General features: G+C 61.4%; 14 protein-coding genes and 1 tRNA gene. 10 read left to right on the top strand and 5 right to left on the bottom strand.

Going from position 1 to position 20,793, the window contains the following annotated elements; translation table 11 throughout:
• The first annotated feature begins 85 nt into the window (after positions 1-85).
• Both ACM6IK_RS10560 and ACM6IK_RS10555 read left to right on the top strand, forming a co-directional pair.
• Positions 86-161 (top strand) — tRNA-Thr (locus tag ACM6IK_RS10560).
• Between the two features lie 133 nt (positions 162-294).
• Complete coding sequence (locus ACM6IK_RS10555; RefSeq protein WP_414874252.1) at positions 295-600, top strand: DUF6388 family protein; 306 nt, start codon at positions 295-297, stop codon at positions 598-600.
• A gap of 129 nt (positions 601-729) precedes the next feature.
• Here the strand turns inward: ACM6IK_RS10555 and nadC are convergent, their stop codons facing one another.
• Positions 730-1,578 carry a carboxylating nicotinate-nucleotide diphosphorylase gene (gene nadC / locus ACM6IK_RS10550; RefSeq protein ID WP_414874251.1) on the bottom strand — a complete coding sequence of 283 codons (849 nt, stop codon included), beginning with the start codon at positions 1,576-1,578 and terminating at the stop codon, positions 730-732.
• A 252-nt stretch (positions 1,579-1,830) separates the two neighbouring features.
• On the opposite strand from nadC, the gene ampD reads away from it, so the two are divergent.
• The 4 genes from ampD (at position 1,831) to ACM6IK_RS10530 (ending at position 6,140) form a co-directional block, all read left to right on the top strand.
• Positions 1,831-2,391, top strand: coding sequence for a 1,6-anhydro-N-acetylmuramyl-L-alanine amidase AmpD (gene ampD / locus ACM6IK_RS10545; RefSeq protein WP_414874250.1), 561 nt, complete (start codon positions 1,831-1,833; stop codon positions 2,389-2,391).
• Positions 2,388-3,224: a regulatory signaling modulator protein AmpE gene (gene ampE / locus ACM6IK_RS10540; RefSeq protein ID WP_414874249.1), complete on the top strand. Its 837-nt coding sequence runs from the start codon at positions 2,388-2,390 to the stop codon at positions 3,222-3,224. Before ampD ends, ampE begins: the two co-directional genes overlap by 4 nt.
• A gap of 205 nt (positions 3,225-3,429) precedes the next feature.
• Positions 3,430-5,460, top strand: a complete 2,031-nt coding sequence (locus tag ACM6IK_RS10535) for a methyl-accepting chemotaxis protein (protein WP_414874248.1) — start codon at positions 3,430-3,432, stop codon at positions 5,458-5,460.
• A 290-nt stretch (positions 5,461-5,750) separates the two neighbouring features.
• Positions 5,751-6,140 carry a hypothetical protein gene (locus ACM6IK_RS10530; protein ID WP_414874247.1) on the top strand — a complete coding sequence of 130 codons (390 nt, stop codon included), beginning with the start codon at positions 5,751-5,753 and terminating at the stop codon, positions 6,138-6,140.
• Here ACM6IK_RS10530 and ACM6IK_RS10525 read toward each other — a convergent pair whose 3' ends face one another.
• Positions 6,141-6,917, bottom strand: a complete 777-nt coding sequence (locus tag ACM6IK_RS10525) for a TatD family hydrolase (protein WP_414874246.1) — start codon at positions 6,915-6,917, stop codon at positions 6,141-6,143.
• Between the two features lie 3 nt (positions 6,918-6,920).
• Entirely contained in the window at positions 6,921-7,916 is a 996-nt protein-coding gene (cra, locus tag ACM6IK_RS10520; RefSeq protein WP_414874245.1) for a catabolite repressor/activator, read from the bottom strand.
• 290 nt (positions 7,917-8,206) lie between these two features.
• Here cra and ptsP point away from each other — a divergent pair, with 290 nt between their 5' ends.
• The 4 genes from ptsP (at position 8,207) to ACM6IK_RS10500 (ending at position 15,486) form a co-directional block, all read left to right on the top strand.
• The gene (gene ptsP, locus ACM6IK_RS10515; RefSeq protein ID WP_414874244.1) at positions 8,207-11,068 is read left to right on the top strand and encodes a phosphoenolpyruvate--protein phosphotransferase; all 2,862 of its coding nucleotides are present in this window, start codon (positions 8,207-8,209) and stop codon (positions 11,066-11,068) included.
• Positions 11,068-12,009 (top strand): 1-phosphofructokinase, encoded by a 942-nt coding sequence (gene pfkB / locus ACM6IK_RS10510; protein WP_414874243.1) that lies wholly within the window; start codon positions 11,068-11,070, stop codon positions 12,007-12,009. Before ptsP ends, pfkB begins: the two co-directional genes overlap by 1 nt.
• An 11-nt stretch (positions 12,010-12,020) precedes the next feature.
• The gene (locus ACM6IK_RS10505; RefSeq protein WP_414874242.1) at positions 12,021-13,760 is read left to right on the top strand and encodes a PTS fructose-like transporter subunit IIB; all 1,740 of its coding nucleotides are present in this window, start codon (positions 12,021-12,023) and stop codon (positions 13,758-13,760) included.
• 184 nt (positions 13,761-13,944) lie between these two features.
• Positions 13,945-15,486, top strand: a complete 1,542-nt coding sequence (locus ACM6IK_RS10500) for an alkaline phosphatase D family protein (protein WP_414874241.1) — start codon at positions 13,945-13,947, stop codon at positions 15,484-15,486.
• Positions 15,487-15,606: 120 nt separating this feature from the next.
• On the opposite strand, the gene ACM6IK_RS10495 is transcribed toward ACM6IK_RS10500, so the two are convergent.
• The gene (locus tag ACM6IK_RS10495) at positions 15,607-18,135 is read right to left on the bottom strand and encodes a PepSY domain-containing protein (protein WP_414874240.1); all 2,529 of its coding nucleotides are present in this window, start codon (positions 18,133-18,135) and stop codon (positions 15,607-15,609) included.
• Positions 18,136-18,390: 255 nt separating this feature from the next.
• Positions 18,391-20,715 carry a TonB-dependent receptor gene (locus ACM6IK_RS10490; RefSeq protein WP_414874239.1) on the bottom strand — a complete coding sequence of 775 codons (2,325 nt, stop codon included), beginning with the start codon at positions 20,713-20,715 and terminating at the stop codon, positions 18,391-18,393.
• Positions 20,716-20,793 lie beyond the last annotated feature (78 nt).

Genomic DNA, 20,793 nt, shown 5'->3' with positions numbered 1-20,793 from the left:
ACGGTGGGGCATTTTTTTGTCTGCAGGAAATTGAGACGTTCCGGAAGTTGCCTGCCCCTGAAGTCAGTGCTAGGTTTAGCCCACCGCCCGTGTAGCTCAGCCGGTAGAGCAGCGCACTCGTAACGCGAAGGTCGCAGGTTCGATTCCTGTCTCGGGCACCAGCAAGACTTGTTTTCAGATGATCCCGAATGGTTCTGAAGGCCAGACAAACCGCGCTTCATACGGTTTTTTTGCGTCAGAGAGATCCTTGATGATCCAGATCCATCTTCCATTCCCCAGATCAACGAGAACGCCATGACAATAAAAGAATTGACCCAAGAAGCCAGACACGAAGAAGCGCTGAAGAAGTACGTGCTGGATGTGCCGGATCTGATGGAAGAGATCAAGGACCTGAGTGCCGATGATCAGAAAGACCAGATTCAATGGGCTTTCGAGGACGAGGCGGAAGCCCAGGGCTTGCAGCCGTGGGAATTGAGCCTCAAGTACACGACGACTCCGGCAGAGTTCGAGGCGGCGCGCATGGCGCTGCACAAGGAGGCGGCCGAGGTGTTGGGCGTCGAATGGGAAGAGTACTGCGAGATGAACAATCTGGTGGTTTGACACTCCTGTAGGAGCGAGCTTGCTCGCGATGTTCCCGAGAGCGCCATGTTTAACCAGTAAACAAGCGTTATCGTTAACGACCATCGCGAGCAAGCTCGCTCCTACAGTTTTGGCAATTCATACGTGTGATCAGAGACTCAGTCGCATCGACAGATCGACCGCCTTCACATCCTTGGTCATCGCACCGATCGAAATGTAATCCACCCCGGTCTGTGCAATCGGCAGCAACGTACTTTCGTTGATCCCGCCGCTGGCCTCCAGTTTGGCCTTGCCGGCATTCAGGCGCACGGCTTCGCGCATGTCGTCCAGGCTCAGTTCGTCGAGCATGATGATGTCGGCACCGGCCGCCAGCGCTTCTTTGAGTTCATCCAGGCTTTCCACTTCAATCTCGACCGGTTTTCCCGGGGCGATCTTGTGCGCGGCGGCGATGGCCTGCGCAATGCCGCCGCTGGCGGCGATGTGGTTTTCCTTGATCAGGAAGGCGTCATAAAGGCCGATACGGTGGTTATGGCAACCGCCGCAGGTCACGGCGTACTTTTGCGCCAGGCGCAGCCCCGGTAGCGTTTTACGGGTATCGAGCAGTTTGACCTGAGTCTCGGCCACGAAGTCCGCCAGGTATTGCGCGCGAGTCGCCACGCCGGAAAGCAATTGCAGGAAGTTCAGGGCGCTGCGTTCGCCGGTCAGCAGTGAGCGCGCTGGGCCTTCGAGGTGGAACAGCACCTGATTGGGCTTCACCCGTTCACCGTCGGCAACCTGCCAATGCACCGCCACCCGCGGGTCCAGTTGCCGGAACACGGTATCCACCCAGGCGGTGCCGCTGATGACGGCTGCGTCGCGGGTAATGATGGTGGCTTTGGCCAGGCGTTCGGCCGGGATCAACTGCGCGGTGATGTCGCCGCTGCCGATGTCTTCACGCAACGCACGGCGCACGTTGGCTTCGATTTCGGCGGTCAGATCGGCGAGACGTAGATTCGGCATAACGGACTCCACAAACAAAGTGGACCGATTATAGGGCCATGGCAGCGACCAACCCAAGGCATCAGCACGTTACATTGGCGCTGGCACCTGCATTTGGTCGAATCCCTGTCGTTGGCGGCGTTGGTCATCGATTGCGAACAAACGCCGGTTTGAGAGCGACAACCTCCAGCGCCTCAATCGCGGCAAGTGATCGCGCCCGGAGGGATTATCACGGCATACTGTGCCAACACAGTCGACGTCAAAGGAGTCGGTATGCAGTTGGACCCCGCGAGCGGTTGGTTTCAAGGTGTGCATGTCTGCCCCTCACCCAACTTCAATGCGCGCCCCACAGGCGAAATTTCCCTGCTGGTAATCCACAACATCAGCCTGCCACCGGCGCAGTTCGCCACCGGCAAGGTGCAGGCGTTTTTCCAGAATCGTCTGGATGTCACCGAACATCCCTATTTTGAAGGGATTGCGGATTTGCGGGTGTCCGCGCACTTTCTGATCGAGCGTGACGGTACCGTCACCCAGTTCGTTTCATGCCTCGAACGTGCGTGGCATGCGGGTGTTTCGAGCTTCGAGGGACGGGAAACCTGTAACGATTTTTCCGTGGGCATCGAACTGGAAGGCACGGATGATCTACCGTTCACCGACGCGCAATACAGCGCGTTGACAGCCCTGACCCGCCAGTTGCAGCAGGCGTTCACGGCAATCACTACAGAGCGCATCTGCGGGCACAGCGACATTGCACCGGGGCGCAAAACCGATCCAGGGCCGGCGTTCGACTGGGCACGCTATCGTGCCGCCCTGGCACAAGAGGAAGGACGATGAGTTTTCTGGTATTGCTGTTGGCGGTGTGGATCGAGAAGTTCTCGGCCTTGCGTCATCGTGTTCAGCGTGACAGTGGCTGGACACAGGAGCTGAACAAGCTTGAGGCCAGCCCGCGACTTTCTGGCCGACCCTGGATGGTGTTGGCGGTATTGGTCTTGTTGCCGGTGGCATTGCTGGGCTTGCTGCTGGTCGTCATTGAGCCGGTGGCCTACGGGTTGCTGGCGTTGCCGGTTCATTTGCTGGTGGTGATTTACAGCCTGGGGCGCGGTGATCTGCTGGGCGATCTCGGGCCGTTCCGCGATGCCTGGCGTCGGGAGGACTTGCAAGCGGCGGCCCATGTCGCCAAGCGCGATCTGGATATTTGCGCCGACAGTGGCGAGCAACTGCTGGAACAGGTCGAAGGGCATTTACTGTGGGAGGCCTACCATAGTTTTTTCGCGGTGATTTTCTGGTACTTCCTGCTGGGTCCGGTCGCGGCGCTGAGCTATCGGTTGCTGGCGCTGGCCGAAGAACACGGGAAAAACCCGGCGTTGGTCGAACGCGCCGGGCAACTGCGTCACGCCTTCGACTGGTTGCCGGTGCGTCTGCTGGCGGCGAGCCTGGCATTGGTCGGCAATTTTGTCGCGGTCAGCCGGGTCATGCTGCATGAGCTGCTGAACTGGAACATCAGCGCCGCGCAATTGATTGTGAAAGTCGGGCTGGTGGCCGGTGAAATTCCAGCACCGGTGGCTGGCGCAGAAGGTATCAACAACCTGGACCGCATCTGGGAGCTGCTGCTGCGTGCCGCAGCACTCTGGTATGCCGGGTTTGCGTTGTGGACGGTCCTGCATTAGTCCTGCACTGAGCCATTGTGGCGAGGGGGCAAGCCCCCTCGCCACATTGAGTTCACTTCGTATCGTTCGCGGACTTCTGTCGTTAACCTTAAGTTACAAAACCCCCTGCCGATTTAAGTTATACAGAGATAGCGCTGAATAGTGGCTATCTGCCGTCTGTCTGCGCCCGCCAATAAAAAAATAAGAAATTGAAGGGAGACATCCAGTGAAGAGCTTGCTCTATCCCGCTGTCGCACTGATGAACCGCCTGAGCTTCGGCATGAAGTTCAGCCTGATCAGCGTACTGTTCCTGGTGCCGATGCTGGTGACCAACTTCTATCTGGTGCGTGACTCCTATCGCGAATTCCAGGGCACGCGCATCGAACTGCAAAGTCTCGACCTGTTGGGCAGCAGCCTGACGCTGCGGCGCGATCTGGAAACCCTGAACAACCTGGTGCAGATCAATGTCAGCCTCGGCCAGTCCGGCAAGGCTGGCAATGTCGAATCGAAAATCAGCGCCCTTGAGCAGAATATTCTGACTCACCTGCAAGGGCTGACGGCGATGACCAGCGACCCGGAGCAGGTCGTGGTGTTTGATGGCAAACGCGATGAAATGATCGCCGCGTTCAAGGCCCAGCAAACGGAAAACTCCCTGCAAAGCAAAAGTGCCCTGATCGGCAAACTGGTCGGCAGCGCGCAGATTTTCAGCCAGCTCATCACCAGTCAGGCCGGCCTCAGTCGCGACAACCAGAGCGACATGCGTCAGTTGAGCGAGCTCATCACACTTGTCACGCCACGGGTCACCCAGCTCCTGGGCGAAGGTCGGGCAATGGGTTCCTATTCGTTGGGGCAGGGTTTCATCAACTCGGCTTCGAGTACCCGTTTCGATGAATTGCTGGCGCAGATTGAAAAGCTCCAGGCCGAGTATGGCCTGAAACTGCAGGATGCCCTGGGTTCCAGCAAAGCCGCACGCGATACCTTGGCCGCTCAGGCCGACAGCAGCCGGGCATCCTTGAAGAAAGCCAGCGAGCTGTTCGAAGAGCAAGTGATCATGGCCGACACCCTCGATGCGCCGTGGCAGGGTTTTTACGATCAGGTCAGCACCCTGATGGACCAGACTTACCAACTCAACGTGGCGACCCTGAAGTATATGGGCCCGCAGTTACAGCAACGCCTGGACCAGAACCGCACGCACATGGTCTTGCAGGCCGTGGCGCTGTCAGTCGTATTTGTGCTGATCTTTTATCTCTACGGCGCTTTCTATGTCTCGACCCGCACCACGCTCAAGCGCCTGGGGGCGGTGATGGACAAGGTGGCGGCCGGCGACATGACCGTGACCTTCAGCGCCCATAGCCGCGATGAACTGGGGGAGCTGGGCGAGGTGTTCAACGGTACCGTGAAGAAAATCCATGACCTGATCGAGCGGGTGGGGCAGACCGTCAGCGAAGTCGAGCGACAGGCCGGGCAAGTGGAAAACGTTTCCGCGCAAAGCAACCAGGCCGTCGCCGGGCAGCGCACGCAAATCGAACAAGTGGCCACGGCCATGAACCAGATGTCGGCCACTTCCCAGGAGGTGGCGCGCAGTGCCGCGGCGGCGGTGAGCAGTGCCCACAGTGTCAACGATGAGACCATCAGTGGTCGTGGTCTGGTGGAGTCGCAGCAAGGCAGCATTGCCGCGCTGGCCAGCGAGATCGATCAATCGGTGCTGGTGATCAATCAACTGGCCAACGACAGCCAGTCCATCAGCCGCGTGCTCGAAGTGATCAAGAGCATCGCCGAGCAGACCAATCTGCTGGCGCTCAATGCCGCCATCGAGGCCGCACGGGCCGGTGAGCAGGGCCGTGGTTTCGCCGTGGTCGCCGATGAAGTCCGGACCCTGGCCAAACGAACCCAGCAATCGACCGAAGAAATCGAGCAGATGATCGCCAGGCTTCATGGCGGTGTCGGCGCGGCGGTCAAGGCCATGGGCACCAGCCATGAAATGGCCAGCGGCACGGTGGGTCAGTCGGAGAAGGTCCAGCGGGCGCTGGAAAACATCCTGGGCGCGGTCGGCATGATCGTCGACCAGAACCAGCAGATTGCCGCCGCCGTGGAGCAACAAACCGCCGTGGCCCACGACATCGACCAGAACATTGTCGAGATCAATCGCGCCGGCGAGCGTACCGCTGAAGGTGCACATCAGACCGAAAATGCCAGCCGGGCGTTGTCGGCCCAGGTCGTGGAGTTGAAACAGTTGATCAGTGCATTCAGGGTCTGAAAAACTCCACGAGCCCCTGTAGGAGCGGGCGGCGATCCGACTTGCCCGCGAAAAGGCCGGCATATTCAGCATCGATGTCGCCCGACTCTCCGTCTTCGCGGGCACCGAATGGCGGTGACGAGTGGCATGGTGAAGACAGTCGCACCCACAGTTTTTGGTGTACTGTAAGAAAGTTTCGTAATACTTTTTCCCTTTGCGGGTGGGAGTTCTCCTGATTCTCTCCGTGCACTGGATTTTGGATGTCAATCAAGGAAGAGTTACGCAGCTTACTTCATGGAGGAAACCCGGTTATGTCTGCTGCAACAATAGGGATCCAGGGACGCTGTGCGCATTGTCAGCGCACATTGCGGCTTCAACCCTGGCAACTCAATGCCATCGCGATCAATGAAGCGTTTACCTGTACTCACTGTCAGAAACGCGTTCAGTTATGTTGTCCGGAACAGTTCAGACGTTTCAAGTCCCTCGATTCTTTTTCGCTGTTACGCGCCAGCCTGCGGATCATGGTCTGCACTGCCTTGCTGGTGGCGTTGGTGATGGAGTGGTTGGGCATGCTCAGCGTCATCGAACAGCTGAATGCTTCGCTGATCGTCATATTCGTGTACTTCGCGGTGGTCCGTTATTTCCGCCGACGCCAGCACCTGACGCTGATCCTGGAGGCCGCCAAGGCTCACGTCGACTGATTACCAGCCGAACACTTCGCAGCTGTTGGCGGTGCTGGCAGCCGCCAGTCGTTGCGGGCTGATCGCCATCCATTGCGCCAGTGCCGTGCAGATCGCCGGCAAGTGTGCCGGACTGTTGCGCTGGCCGGGGAACATGGCAGGGGGCATGTCTGGCGAGTCGGTTTCCAGCACCACCGAATCCAGCGGTAACTCGGCCAGCACGCGGTGCATGCGCAGCGCCTGCGGCCAGGTCGGGGCGCCACCAAGGCCGAGCTTGAAACCGAGCTTGATGTATTCGCGGGCCTCTTCCTGGCTGCCGGCGAAGGCGTGGATGATGCCGGCCCGTTTCGGGCGAAACCGTTTGAGCGTGGCAATCACCGCCGCATGGCTGCGCCGCACATGGATCAATGCAGGAAGATTGAAATCCACCGCCAGTTGTAATTGCGCCTCGAACAACGCCTGCTGGCGGTCGCGGTCCAGGGTTTCGATGAAGTAGTCCAGGCCGATCTCGCCCACCGCACACAGTTGCCGATGACCGGCCAATCGAGTCAGCCAGTCACCGAGTTCGCTCAGGTGTTGCGGTCGATGGTCGTCCAGATACACCGGGTGCAATCCGAACGCGGCGTACAGGTCGGGATCACTCTGCACCAGCTCCCAGACCCGCTGCCAATTGGCCTGATAAACCCCCAGCACCACGATCCGTCGCACTCCGAGGGCGCGGCTTTGGGCCAGCAGCGCCTGGCGGTCGGCATCGAAGTCCGGAAAATCCAGATGGGTGTGGGTGTCGATCAGCTCCACGGCTCAGTCCTGAACAATGCGCTGCTTGAACGTGCGCGGGATGGCTTGCACGCCGGGCCGGTAATCCGATTGCTCGATGGCTGCCAGGGCCAGCGCGAGGGCCTTGTCGGCGATCAGTTGATGTTGCTGGGCCATGGCGTTGACTGGCAGTGGCAGGAAGTCCAGCAACTGGGTATCGCCGAACGTGCCGAGACGCAGCGGACGGTTTCTCAGCGGGAAGTCGTGCAGCGCATCGAACACGCCCTGAAGCAGCACGTAGGAGGTGGTCACCAGGGCATCGGGCAAGTGGCCCAGGCGCTGCAGCAACTCTTCCATCAATTGTTGACCGCACTCGCGGCTGAAGGATTCACCTTCTTCGATCAGCACCTCGCCATTGAACCCGGCGAGAGCCTCTTTGAAGCCGGCGGCACGTTCCTGGCTGATGCTCAGCTCCGGGCGGGCGCCGATCAGCGCGATCTGCCTGGGCAGCGGCTCCAGCAGGCTGTGGGTCAGTTGCAGGCTGGCCTCGCGGTCGTCGCTGATCACCGAACAGAAATGCTCGGGATCCATGATCCGGTCGATGGCGATGATCGGTATGCCCTTGGCCTGCAACTGGCGATAGCTGTCGTCGCCGGTCGGCAGGCAACTGGCAACGATCAGTGCGTCGCAGCGCCTGGCGCGGAACAGTTGCAGCAATTGCCGTTCACTGTCCGGTGCATCGTCGGAACTGGCGATCAGCAATTGATAGCCCAGGGCTCGCGCACCTTGCTCCAGCAATTTGGCGATTCGCGCGTAACTGGGGTTTTCCAGATCCGGCAGAATGAAGCCCAAAGTGCGCGTGTGTCGGCTGCGCAAGCCGGCGGCCTGTGGATTAGGCGTGAAGCCATGCAGTTCGACGACCGCGCGCACGCGTTCGACGGTGGCGCTGCTGATGCGCTGTTGTTCGGCCTTGCCATTGATGACATAGCTGGCGGTGGTGACGGACACACCGGCCAACTGGGCGATATCACTGAGTTTCAACCCGCTGTTTCCTTGTTTTTTCGAGATTGCCTCGACATTTTTGTCAATCCTAACCGATTAAGGCAGGCGACCATTGTCGCAACGCATCCGACAAGTTGGGCTTCAAGGATGGGCCAATATCGAGTAACGTGCCATCCAATCTAGATTAAACGTTTCAGCAGGCGTATTTTCTACGTTATAGGCGTCTTTGGCCGGTTCTGCCGTGAAACCGCCAAAAGCGATGACCAAGCGCCTAAGCTGACTCATTCAAAACAATACCTGGTGCCCCAAGGCGCCAAAAAGGAGAAAGCATGCTCGAGCTCACTGTAGAGCAGATTTCCATGGGCCAGTCGGCCGTGGATAAGTCCGCAGCGCTGCAATTGCTGGCCGGGCACCTGGTCACCGACGGCCTGGTTGCCGAGGGCTACCTCGCTGGCTTGCAGGCGAGGGAAGCCCAGGGCTCGACCTTTCTCGGTCAAGGTATTGCCATCCCCCACGGTACGCCTGAAACCCGTGAGCTGGTGTTCACCACCGGTGTGCGCCTGATGCAGTTCCCTGATGGTGTGGACTGGGGCGACGGCCATATCGTTTACCTGGCGATCGGTATCGCCGCCAAATCCGATGAACATCTGCGCCTGTTGCAATTGCTCACCCGCGCCCTCGGCGAAACTGACCTGGGCCAGGCCCTGCGTCGCGCCAGTTCCGCCGAAGCCTTGCTGAAGTTGTTGCAAGGCGCGCCGCAAGAACTGGCGCTGGACGCGCAGATGATCGGCCTGGGTGTGGCGGCCGAAGATTTCGAAGAGCTGGTCTGGCGCGGCGCACGTTTGCTGCGGCAGGCCGACTGCGTGAGCAATGGTTTTTCTGCCGTGCTGCAGCAGGTTGAAGCGCTGCCCCTGGGCGATGGCCTGTGGTGGCTGCACAGCGAGCAGACGGTGAAGCGCCCGGGCCTGGCCTTCGTCACCCCGGACAAACCGCTGCGCTATCTCGGCCAGCCGCTCAATGGGCTGTTCTGCCTGGCCAGCCTCGGTGAGGCCCATCAAGCGCTGCTCGAACGCCTGTGCGCGTTGTTGATCGAAGGGCGTGGCCATGAATTGGGGCGCGCCACCAGCAGCCGCAAAGTCCTCGAAGTGCTCGGTGGTGAAGTGCCCGCCGACTGGCCCAGCGCGCGAATTGCATTGGCCAACGCCCACGGTTTGCATGCGCGGCCGGCGAAAATCCTCGCGCAACTGGCAAAGAGTTTTGAAGGTGACATCCGCGTGCGCATTGTCGATGGTCACGACAGCGCGGTGTCGGTAAAGAGCTTGAGCAAGTTGCTCAGCCTCGGCGCCCGTCGGGGGCAGGTTCTGGAAATCATTGCCGAACCGGGCATCGCGGCTGACGCATTGCCCGTCTTGTTGGCGGCCATCGAAGAGGGCCTCGGAGAGGAAGTCGAACCGCTGCCGCCAGTAAGCCAGGCACGCGAAGTCGTTGCCGAGATGGTCGAAGTGATCCTTGCCCCGGTGTCAGGCAGCGTGGTCCAGGCGATTGCCGCCGCCCCGGGGATCGCCATCGGCCCGGCGCATATTCAAGTGCTGCAAACCATCGAGTACCCGTTGCGCGGCGAGTCCGCCGGCATCGAGCGTGAGCGTCTCCAGCAAGCCCTGGCGCAGGTACGCCGTGACATTCAGGGCTTGATCGAGCGCAGTAAAAGCAAGGCCATTCGCGAAATCTTCATCACTCACCAAGAGATGCTCGACGACCCGGAACTGACCGATGAGGTCGATGCGCGCCTCAAGCAGGGCGAAAGCGCCGAGGCGGCGTGGATGGCTGTGATTGAAGCGGCGGCCCGGCAACAGGAAGCCTTGCAGGATGCCTTGCTCGCCGAGCGCGCAGCCGACTTGCGTGACATCGGGCGTCGGGTGCTGATGCAGCTCAGTGGCATCGAAACCCCGAGCGAACCGGATCAGCCGTACATTCTGGTGATGGACGAGGTTGGCCCGTCCGACGTCGCGCGTCTCGACCCTGCTCGCGTGGCCGGGATTCTCACCGCCCGTGGTGGCGCTACGGCGCACAGTGCGATTGTTGCCCGGGCCTTGGGCATTCCGGCACTGGTCGGCGCCGGCCCCGGCGTGTTGCTGCTGGCGCCGGGTACGCCATTGCTGCTCGATGGCCAGCGTGGTCGCCTGCATGTGGACGCCGACGCGGCGACCTTGCAGCGCGCCACCGCCGAACGCGATACCCGCGAGCAACGCTTGAAGGCGGCTGCTGAACGGCGTCATGAACCCGCGCTGACCAGCGATGGCCACGCCGTAGAAGTGTTCGCCAACATTGGTGAAAGCGCTGGCGTGACCGGCGCGGTGGAGCAGGGTGCCGAAGGCATTGGCCTGTTGCGCACCGAACTGATTTTCATGGCCCACCCGCAAGCGCCCGACGAAGCGACCCAGGAAGCCGAGTACCGCCGTGTCCTCGACGGCCTGGACGGGCGACCGTTGGTGGTGCGCACCCTCGACGTCGGTGGCGACAAACCGCTGCCGTACTGGCCGATTGCGAAGGAAGAAAACCCCTTCCTTGGCGTGCGTGGCATACGCCTGACCTTGCAGCGCCCGCAGATCATGGAGGCGCAATTGCGCGCCTTGCTGCGGGCGGCCGACAACCGGCCGCTGCGGATCATGTTCCCGATGGTGGGCAGCGTGGACGAGTGGCGCCAGGCCCGTGACATGACCGAACGCCTGCGTCAGGAAATCCCGGTCGCCGACCTGCAACTGGGGATTATGATCGAAGTGCCGTCGGCGGCGTTGCTGGCGCCGGTGCTGGCCAAAGAGGTCGACTTTTTCAGCGTCGGTACCAACGACCTGACGCAATACACCCTGGCCATCGACCGTGGCCATCCGACGCTTTCCGCCCAGGCCGATGGCTTGCACCCGGCGGTGCTGCAACTGATCGACATCACCGTGCGCGCAGCCCATGCCCACGGCAAATGGGTCGGTGTGTGCGGCGAGCTGGCGGCTGACCCGCTGGCGGTGCCGGTGCTGGTCGGCCTCGGCGTGGACGAGCTTAGCGTCGGCGCTCGCAGCATTGCCGAAGTCAAGGCGCGAATACGCGAACTGGGCTTCACTCAGACTCAAACCCTTGCCCGACAGGCCCTGGCCGTGGGCAGCGCCAATGAAGTGCGCGCATTAGTGGAGGCCCTGTAATGGCCCGGATTCTCACCCTGACCCTCAACCCGGCGCTGGACCTGACCGTCCAGTTGCCGCGCCTTGAAGCCGGCCAGGTCAACCGTAGCGAAGTGATGCACACCCACGCCGCCGGCAAAGGCGTGAACGTGGCGCAAGTGCTGGCCGATCTCGGGCATCAATTGACCGTCAGTGGCTTTCTCGGCGAAGACAACCTGCAAGCGTTCGAAACGCTGTTCGCCAGGCGCGGTTTTGTCGACGCCTTCATCCGCGTTCCAGGCGAGACCCGCAGCAACATCAAACTGGCGGAAAGCGACGGGCGCGTCACCGATATCAACGGGCCGGGGCCGCAGGTCAGCGAGGCGGCGCAGCAGGCGTTGATGGAGCGACTGGAGCAGATTGCGCCGGGTCACGATGCGGTGGTGGTTGCTGGCAGTTTGCCCCTGGGCGTTAGCGCGCAGTGGTTGCAGGCGTTGATCCTGCGTTTGAAAAGCCTGGGGCTGCGCGTTGCCCTCGACACCAGCGGCGATGCGTTGCGTGCCGCGCTGAAAGCGGGACCCTGGCTGATCAAGCCCAACACTGAAGAACTGGCCGAGGTGCTGGACTGCGAGGTCGTGTCGGTCGGTTCCCAGGCCATAGCGGCGGAGCGCTTGCACGCCCAGGGCATCGAGCATGTGGTGATTTCCCATGGTGCCGAGGGCGTGAACTGGTTCAGCGTCGGCTCGGCATTGCATGCCACTCCGCCCAAGGTCAGCGTCGCCAGTACGGTGGGCGCGGGCGATTCATTGCTGGCGGGGATGCTCCACGGTTTGCTCAGTGCCGATACACCGGAGCTGACCTTGCGCGCCGCCACGGCGATTGCCGCGATGGCAGTGACCCAGATCGGTTTCGGCATTGGCGATGCAGCGCAACTGGCGCAGCTCGAACAGGGTGTGCGCGTGCGTCCCCTGACAGAACAATAAGAGGGTTTGTCATGAAGTTAGCCATCATTACGGCCTGCCCGAACGGCATGGTCACCAGTGTGCTGTGTGCCCGGCTGCTCGATGCCGCGGCTCAGCGTCAGGGCTGGAGCACCAGTGTCGAAATCACCGATGCCGCCCATCCCGAAAAACAACTGTCGGCGGCCACCCTCGACGCGGCCGAGTGGGTGCTGCTGGTAACCAGCGCGCCGGTGGACATGTCGCGGTTTGTCGGCAAGCGGCTGTTTCAGAGCACCCCGGCCCAGGCCCTGCAAGACGTGGAAGCCGTGTTGCGGCGCGGTGCGCAGGACGCTCAGGTTTACGTCGCCGAAGAGGCCGTCGTCGAGCCGGTGGCGGTTGTCCAGAACACGCCGCGACTGGTGGCCGTTACCGCGTGCCCGACGGGTGTCGCTCACACGTTCATGGCTGCCGAGGCCTTGCAGCAAGCGGCCAAACGCCTGGGCTATGACCTGCAAGTGGAAACCCAGGGCTCGGTCGGCGCGCGCAATCCATTGAGCGAGCAAGCGATCGCCGAGGCCGATGTGGTGCTGCTGGCGGCTGATATCGAAGTCGCCACCGAGCGTTTCGCCGGCAAGAAAATCTATCGCTGTGGCACCGGTATCGCTCTCAAGCAAGCTGAAGCGACCTTGAAAAAGGCCTTGGCCGAAGGCCAGCAGGAAAGCGCTTCGAGCAGCGCCAAGGGCCCAGCCAAATCAGAGAAAACCGGCGCCTATAAACACCTGCTGACCGGTGTGTCATTCATGTTGCCGATGGTGGTGGCCGGCGGCTTGATGATCGCCCTGTCGTTCGTATTTGGCATCACCGCATTCAAGGAGCAGGGCACGCTGGCGGCGGCGTTGATGCAGATCGGTGGCGACACCGCGTTCAAGCTGATGGTGCCGCTGCTGGCAGGCTATATCGCCTATTCCATCGCTGACCGTCCGGGCCTCGCGCCGGGGATGATCGGTGGTCTGCTGGCGAGCACCCTGGGCGCAGGCTTCATCGGCGGGATCATTGCCGGTTTTCTGGCCGGTTATGCGGCCAAGGCGATCAACCGCTATGCGCGTTTGCCGCAAAGTCTTGAGGCGCTCAAGCCGATCCTGATCATCCCGCTGCTGGCGAGTCTGTTCACCGGTCTGGTGATGATCTATGTGGTCGGCAAACCGGTCGCCGGCATGCTCGCCGGGCTCACGCATTTCCTCGACAGCATGGGCACCACCAACGCGATTCTGCTGGGTGTATTGCTGGGCGGCATGATGTGCGTCGACCTCGGTGGGCCAATCAACAAGGCGGCCTATGCGTTCTCGGTCGGGTTGCTGGCGTCGCAGAGTTACGCGCCGATGGCGGCGACCATGGCCGCGGGCATGGTGCCGCCGATTGGCCTGGGCATCGCCACGTTCATTGCGCGGCGCAAGTTTGCGCAGACTGAGCGCGAAGCCGGCAAGGCAGCACTGGTGCTGGGGCTGTGCTTCATCTCCGAAGGGGCGATTCCGTTTGCGGCGAAAGACCCGCTGCGGGTGATTCCGGCGAGCATCGCCGGCGGTGCGTTGACCGGTGCGCTGTCGATGTATTTCGGCTGCAAACTGATGGCGCCCCACGGTGGGTTGTTCGTGCTGGCGATCCCCAATGCGATCAACCATGCGCTGCTTTATTTGTTGGCGATTGTGGCGGGGAGCCTGTTGACGGCGGTGGTGTATGCGCTGGTCAAGCGGCCGGAGGTGGTGGAGTTGGCAGTCGAGCCCGTCACCGCCTGACACCTGTCCCCTGTGGGAGCGAGCTTGCTCGCGATGACGGATTCACACTCAACAAATCTGTTGGCTGAACGACCGCTATCGCGAGCAAGCTCGCTCCCACAGGGATCTGCAGCGCTGGGAAGACCTGTGTCATGCCAGGGTCATAGGGCCATGCTTTAGTTTTTCCTTTTCCAGGGAGAACACCATGAGCGATTTCAACCTCGGGCGTCGTCGTGTGATGCAAGCGGTCGGCGCCGGGCTGTTGTTGCCCGGGCTGGCGCCGGCGGTGATCGCTTCGGTCAAGGATCGGCCGCAACTCACCGACGGCGTGCAGTCCGGCGACCTGCTGGGCGAACGGGCGATCATCTGGAGCCGCTGCGACCGCCCTGCACGCATGGTGGTGGAGTGGGACACCCGTAGCCTGTTTCCCAACCCTCGACGCTTCGTCTCGCCCCTGGCCGATGCGCGCACCGATTTCACTGCCAGGGTCGAACTCACTGGGCTGCCTGCCGGCCAGGCGATTTTCTATCGCGTGCAGTTCGAGGACGCCCAGAGTGGCGTGGCCAGCGAGCCCTGGTTCGGTCACTTGCGCAGCGTGCCACAGACCCGGCGCGACCTCCGTTTTGTCTGGAGTGGCGACACCGTCGGCCAGGGTTTCGGCATCAACCCGGACATTGGCGGCATGCGCATCTACGAAGCAATGCGCCTGCGTCTGCCGGACTTTTTTATCCACAGCGGCGACACCATTTACGCCGACGGCCCGATCCCGCCGCAGCTCACCACGGAAGGTGGCCGGGTGTGGCGCAACATCACCACCGAAGCCAAGAGCAAAGTCGCCGAGACCCTCGATGAGTATCGCGGCAACTATCGCTACAACCTGATGGACGAAAACATCCGTCGCTTCAACGCCGAGGTCCCGCAGATCTGGCAGTGGGACGACCACGAAGTGGTGAACAACTGGTCGCCGGGCAAGCAGCTGGATGCGCGTTACCAGGACAAGGATATCCACAACCTGGTGGGCCGCGCACGCCAGGCCTGGCTCGAATACGCGCCGATGCGTTTGCAGGGCGCCGATGGCGACGGGCGGATCTATCGCAAGCTCGGTTACGGTCCGCTGCTCGATGTGTTCGTGCTGGACATGCGCAGCTATCGCGGGGCCAACGATGACAATCTGGGCGCTGAAAAACCGTTTCTCGGTCGTGAGCAACTGGACTGGCTCAAGCGCGAACTGCAGGCTTCGAACGCGCAATGGAAAGTCATCGCCGCCGACATGCCCATTGGCCTCGGCGTGCCCGACGGCGAGGTCAGCCCCGGTGTCACGCGATGGGAAGCGGTGGCCAACGGTGACCCCGGCCCGGCCCAGGGGCGTGAACTGGAAATCGCCGAACTACTCGGTTTTTTGCGGGCGCAGCAGGTGCGCAATTTCCTGTTTCTGACCGCGGATGTGCATTACTGCGCGGCCCATCATTACCACCCCGACCGGGCGGCGTTTCAGGATTTCGAACCGTTCTGGGAGTTCGTTGCCGGGCCTTTGAATGCGGGTAGCTTCGGGCCGAACCCGCTGGATAAAACCTTTGGTCCTGAAGCGGTGTTCGAGAAGGCGCCGCCGGCGCAGAACGTCTCGCCCTTTGCCGGGTTTCAGTTTTTTGGCGAGGTGAATATCGATGGGCAAACGGGGGAGTTGAGCGTGGTGTTGCGGGACCTGGATGGGGTGTCTGTATTCGAGCAGAAGCTGCAGCCGGTTTGATTCACACCCGAGCCACTGTGGGAGCGAGCTTGCTCGCGATGACTGTTTTACATTCAACAAATCTGTTGGCTGTCAGACCGCCATCGCGAGCAAGCTCGCTCCCACAGGTAGCTCAGTGAATCAGTACACGTCGCGGCGGTAGCGGCCCTGTTCGATCAGGCGCTCCACTTCGGCGGCGCCCAGCACTTCGTCGAGCACCTGGTCCACGCCCGAAGCCATGCCTTGAAGGCTGCCGCAGATGTAGATCACCGCACCGTCCACCAGCCACTTCTTGAGCTCGGCTGCCGATTCACGCAGGCGATCCTGTACGTAAATCTTTTCGGCCTGATCGCGGGAAAACGCCAGGTCGAGGCGCGCCAGATCACCATTGATCAGCCACTCCTCCAGCTCCTTTCGGCACAGGTAGTCGTGCTCGCGATGGCGCTCGCCAAACAGCAGCCAGTGACGTTGCTGACCGTCGGCAATCCGCGCCTTGAGCAGGCTGCGCAATCCGGCCAGCCCCGTGCCATTGCCCAGCAGGATCATCGGCACCGGCTGCGTCGGCAGATGGAAACCACTGTTGCGCCGCACGCGCAGGCTGATGGAGCTGCCTACAGGCGCGTGTTCGGTCAACCAGCCGGAACCGACGCCGAGGTTGCCGTCGGCATGCACTTGCTGGCGCACGATCAGCTCGAGCAGGCCATCGGCCGGGATCGACGCAATGGAATACTCGCGCATGGCCAACGGCACGAGGGCCTCTGCCAGCGCCTGCGCGTGCAGACCAACCAGATGGGTGCGGTTCTCCGGCAATTGGCGGCTGGCCAGGGCCTGTTCGAGAGTTTCCTCCAGGCCGTTGAGGTGCACCTTGGTCTCACCGTGAATTCCCAGGCCGTCGAGGAAATGCTCGATGGCCCACGGGCAATTGCGCGGCAACACTTCCACCAGGTCGCCTGCCAGCCAACTGCTGGTGGTTGGTGCGCTGAGGCCCAGCAAGTACACCGGGGATCCGCTGCTGTCCGGGTTCAGCCGTTCACGACGGGCCAGGGTCCAGTTGTCGTAGCCGGGCGCTTGCCAGGTGTCGACGGGCGCGTGACCGGTCAGTTGGCCCAGTTGCTGTTGCCAGTGGCGCAACGCGTAAGGATCGCCGCTGTCGACTTCCACCGGGGCGAACAAGGTCTTGCTGCCGTGCTCGCCGAGCCAGGCGTGCAGGCGTTTGGCGAATCCGCAGAAGTGTTGATATTGCCGGTCGCCGAGGCCGAGGACCGCGTAGTTCAGGTGCTCCAGACTTGGCGTGCGGCCCAGTACCTTGCGTTCGAAACCCCTGGCGCTGTCCGGCGCTTCGCCGTCACCGAAGGTACTGACGACGAACAGTGCGTTGTTCGAATCCTGCAAGTCCTGCTCGCTGACGTCCGCCAGCGGCTGCACCTTCACCGGTAACCCTGCGGCCTGCAATTGCCCGGCGGTCTGCCAGGCCAGTTGCTCGGCGAACCCGCTCTGGCTAGCGAAACCGATCAGCCATGCCGGTGCATCGCTGCCCGGTTGTACAAGGCCTTGGCGTGCATCTTTGATCTGGCGTTTTTTGCGGCGACGATCCAGGTACAGCAACCAGCCGGTGACGAAGAACAGCGGCATGCTCAGCGCGGTGAGGGTCAGGATGATCCGCCCGACGATGCCGAAGTAACTGCCGACGTGCAGCGCATAAATGCTGGTCAGCAGTTGCGCCTTGAGGCGCTTGTCGCTGTAGCGGTCAACCCGCTTGACCACGCCGGTGGCCGGGTCGAGGGTGATCTGGTTCAGCGCGCGATCGTGCGGTGAAGTCTTCAGTAGGTAGTTCACGGTCGCCGGTTGTCCCGCCACCGGTGGCATGCGCAAGTTATAGGAACTGAGCTGCGGACCGGCCGCGCTGTAGATGCTGCTCCACATCGACGCGTAATCGGCAGTCGGTGCAGGACCTTCCGGCGCCGGGCCACGTCCGCCGCGAACGCGCTCGTTCTGCGGTGAGTCGGAGAGCAACCGGGTCAGGCCCTTGTTGTACCACTCGTAGGACCAGGACAACCCGGTCAACGCCGCCAGGAGGTAAAACACCAGGCACCAGGTGCCAGCCACCGAGTGCAGGTCCCAATTGAAACTGCGACCCTTTTTCTTCCAGTCCAGGGTCAGCCAGGCACGCCAGCTTTTCCACTGGCGAGGCCAGCGCAGGTACAGACCGGACAGGCAGAAGAACACCAGGATCAGCGTGCACGCACCGGTGATTTGCCGACCCGTGTCGCCCATGGCGAGGAAGCGGTGCAGTTGCAGCATCAGGCCGAAGAAGCCCTGGCCGGTAGCGTCGCCCAGGAACTCGGCGGTGTACGGATCGAAGTAGCGCATCTCGCCACGGCGTTCACCCGGTGGTGGGGTGAACCACACTTTGGCGGCGTTGCCGCTGTCGGTTTCCACCGTGAGCATCGAGACTTTTTTGCCCGACGCGGTTTCGATGTGCTCCACCAGTTCGGCGGGCGGCAGGACACCGGCGACCTGTTTTTCGACCTGCAACACGGAAGGGTTGAGTGTGCTCAGGATTTCATCCTGAAACGACACCGTTGCCCCGGTGATGCCCATCAGGGCCAGGACCAGCCCGGCGCTGATGCCGAAAAACCAGTGCAACTGGAACAGGGTTTTCTTCAACACGTCGCTCGCCTTGTTCGTTCAAATTGATTCATCACGGCGCGTATTATGCCGTGGGGTTGTCGAGAAGCATTCTTTTTTACGCACAAAGGCCCCGTTCATATGGATGAACGGGGCCAGGTCCGATTTCAGCCTTCACCCTCTTCTGTGGGAGCGAGCTTGCTCGCGATAGCGGTGTGTCTGCCAACATAAATGTTGAATGTGGCGACGTCATCGCGAGCAAGCTCGCTCCCACAGGGATTGCAGTGTGAGTGGCAATCAGAAGTGGAAGTTGGTGCTCAGCAAAGCGGTACGACCGGCCGCCTGGTTGGCGAAGTGAGTCGAGAACGCCTTGTCGTAGTAGGTTTCGTCGGTCAGGTTCTGCACGTTCAGTTGCAGGTCGACGTTTTTGCTCAGCTTGTAGGCGGCCATCGCGTCGTAACGAACGTAGGAATCAACCATGGTGGTGTTGGCTACGTTGCCGAACACGTCGTCGACATAGAACGCACCGCCACCGATGGTCAGCCTTGGCGTGACCTGATAGGTCGTCCACAGGCTGGCGCTGTTTTTCGGCGTGTTAGGCAGTTCGTTGCCGTTGTTGGCTTTGTTGGCCGGCAGGTCACCGCCATCGATTTGCTCGCTGTCCATGTAGGCATAGCCGGCGAAGACTTGCCATTTGTCGGTGAGCTTGCCGCTGGCCGACAGTTCGATACCTTGAACGCGGGTTTTGCCGACGTTTTCGAAAGTGGTGGTGTTGGTCTGCACACGAGCGTTGTCTTTCTCGGTGCGGAAGATATCGGCGGTCAGGGACAGGCGATTGTTCAACAGATCCCACTTGGTGCCGATTTCGTAGTTCTTGGTGGTTTCCGGCTCCATGTCGCTTTTGAGCAGGTTGCCGTTGCGATCCGGCGTGCCACCCAACGGGTTGCCTTCCGAACCTTCGCCAAGGGTGTTGCCCGGCGGAGTGGCAGACGTCGCGTAGGAGGCATAGATGCTGCCGTTTTCCGCTGGTTTGTACACCACACCGAACTGACCGGTGACGAATTCGCTGGTGTCATCGCCCTTGGACGTGGTCACGCTGGAACCGTTGAAGGTCTTGTATTCGGTGTCGAAATGGTCGTAGCGCAGGCCCATGTTCACCAGCCACTGCTCGGACAACGTCAGGGTGTCGAACACATACAGCGCATAGGTATTGGCCTTGGTGTCGGTGCCGGCATAGTTGCGCGAGATGGCGCCGTTCCATGGATCATTCGGGGTGGGGTTGGACAGCGAGGTGCAGTTGAAGCCGCTTGGCGCGCCGATCAGTGCCGGCGAGCAGTTGGTAGTCACCGCTGCCGTTCCCGGAGTAGTGTCCGTGTTGACGTTGTACGAGGACTTTTCAGCTTCCTCGTGCGTGTATTCAACGCCGGTGGAGAAGCTGTTCTTGAACCCGGCGATGTAGACATCGCCAAACAGGTCGGTCTGGTTGGTGGTGGTCTCGGTGTTGCTCACGCGGGTGTTCGCGCGGCGCCAGACACTGCCGTTGTTGACGTTGCCTTTACTGTCGTCCGGCTGGGTCAGGATGTAATCCTGCATGCTGGAGCCGTGACGCAGGGTGTTCTTGATGGTCAGTGCGTCGCTCAGGTCGTGCTCGATGGCGAAGGTCGCGGTGTCGGTGCGGGTCTTGCGGAAGTCGCGGTCGGTCAGGCCATAGAAATTGCTGCTGTCGCCGCCGTCATTCGGCTTGTCCGGGTTGGCCTTGGTACGGGCAGCCGAACCTGCGGCCGGGATGGAGTACGGAATGCCCGAATCCGGCGTGTCGTTACTTTCGAGGTGGTAGTAGTCGAGGTTGACGCGAGTATCAGTGCCCAGGCCGAAGGCCAGAGACGGTGCAACACCCCAGCGGTCGTAGTCGACGCTGTCACGTCCGGCGACGTTGCTCTCGTGGCTCAGCAGGTTCAGACGGCCAGCGGCAGTGTCGGTGAACTGGTAGTTGCCGTCGAAGGTGTAACGCTGGGTCTGGTCGGAGCCCCAGGTGAAACCACCGTCGAGGGAGTCGCCCAGGTGAGCCTTTTTGCTGACCAGGTTGATGCTGCCGCCGGCTGCGCCACGGCCGCCGAACGCGGAGTTCGGGCCTTTGCTGACTTCGATCGATTCAACGGCGAAGATCTCGCGGCTCTGGGAACCGGTATCGCGCACGCCGTCCAGATAGGTGTCGCCCTGGGCGTCGAAGCCGCGGATGAACGGGCGGTCGCCCTGCGGGTTACCGCCTTCACCGGCACCGAAGGTGATGCCCGGAACGGTGCGCAACGCGTCCTGCAAGTTGAGCGAGCCGGTGTCTTTCAGGACTTGTTGCGGAACAACGGTCACCGAGCGTGGCGTGTCGATCAGCGGTGCAGTGTACTTGGGCGAGGAGGCTTTCTCGACGTTGTAGGTTGTCTCGTCCTGGGCTTCGCCGGTGATGGCGGTGGCGCCCAGCGAAATCACTTTGTCCGGTGCTTTTTCGTCGGTTTTTTCCGCCGCGAAAACCATATGGCCCGCAGAGCCGGCAGTAATCGCCATGCCGATGGCCGATGCGAGCAGACGTGGTGAACTGACCGGTACTTGTGGTTGTTGACGCGACATTTGAATTCCCCTCCCCAAGGATTTGAGGCGGCGGAATATAGGGTAAATACGTATTTGTAACAATTGCGAAATATTACT

Source organism: Pseudomonas sp. IT-196MI5, from assembly GCF_949767415.1.
Taxonomy (GTDB): Bacteria; Pseudomonadota; Gammaproteobacteria; order Pseudomonadales; family Pseudomonadaceae; genus Aquipseudomonas.
This window is presented reverse-complemented; position numbering and strand designations above follow the sequence as displayed.

Excerpts from the sequence above, each read along its gene's own strand:
- ACM6IK_RS10555 (WP_414874252.1), top strand. The coding sequence starts at position 295 with ATGACAATAAAAGAATTGACCCAAGAAGCCAGACACGAAGAAGCGCTG.
- nadC (WP_414874251.1), bottom strand. The coding sequence starts at position 1,578 with ATGCCGAATCTACGTCTCGCCGATCTGACCGCCGAAATCGAAGCCAAC.
- ampD (WP_414874250.1), top strand. The coding sequence starts at position 1,831 with ATGCAGTTGGACCCCGCGAGCGGTTGGTTTCAAGGTGTGCATGTCTGC.
- ampE (WP_414874249.1), top strand. The coding sequence starts at position 2,388 with ATGAGTTTTCTGGTATTGCTGTTGGCGGTGTGGATCGAGAAGTTCTCG.
- ACM6IK_RS10530 (WP_414874247.1), top strand. The coding sequence starts at position 5,751 with ATGTCTGCTGCAACAATAGGGATCCAGGGACGCTGTGCGCATTGTCAG.
- ptsP (WP_414874244.1), top strand. The coding sequence starts at position 8,207 with ATGCTCGAGCTCACTGTAGAGCAGATTTCCATGGGCCAGTCGGCCGTG.
- pfkB (WP_414874243.1), top strand. The coding sequence starts at position 11,068 with ATGGCCCGGATTCTCACCCTGACCCTCAACCCGGCGCTGGACCTGACC.
- ACM6IK_RS10505 (WP_414874242.1), top strand. The coding sequence starts at position 12,021 with ATGAAGTTAGCCATCATTACGGCCTGCCCGAACGGCATGGTCACCAGT.
- ACM6IK_RS10500 (WP_414874241.1), top strand. The coding sequence starts at position 13,945 with ATGAGCGATTTCAACCTCGGGCGTCGTCGTGTGATGCAAGCGGTCGGC.
- ACM6IK_RS10490 (WP_414874239.1), bottom strand. The coding sequence starts at position 20,715 with ATGTCGCGTCAACAACCACAAGTACCGGTCAGTTCACCACGTCTGCTC.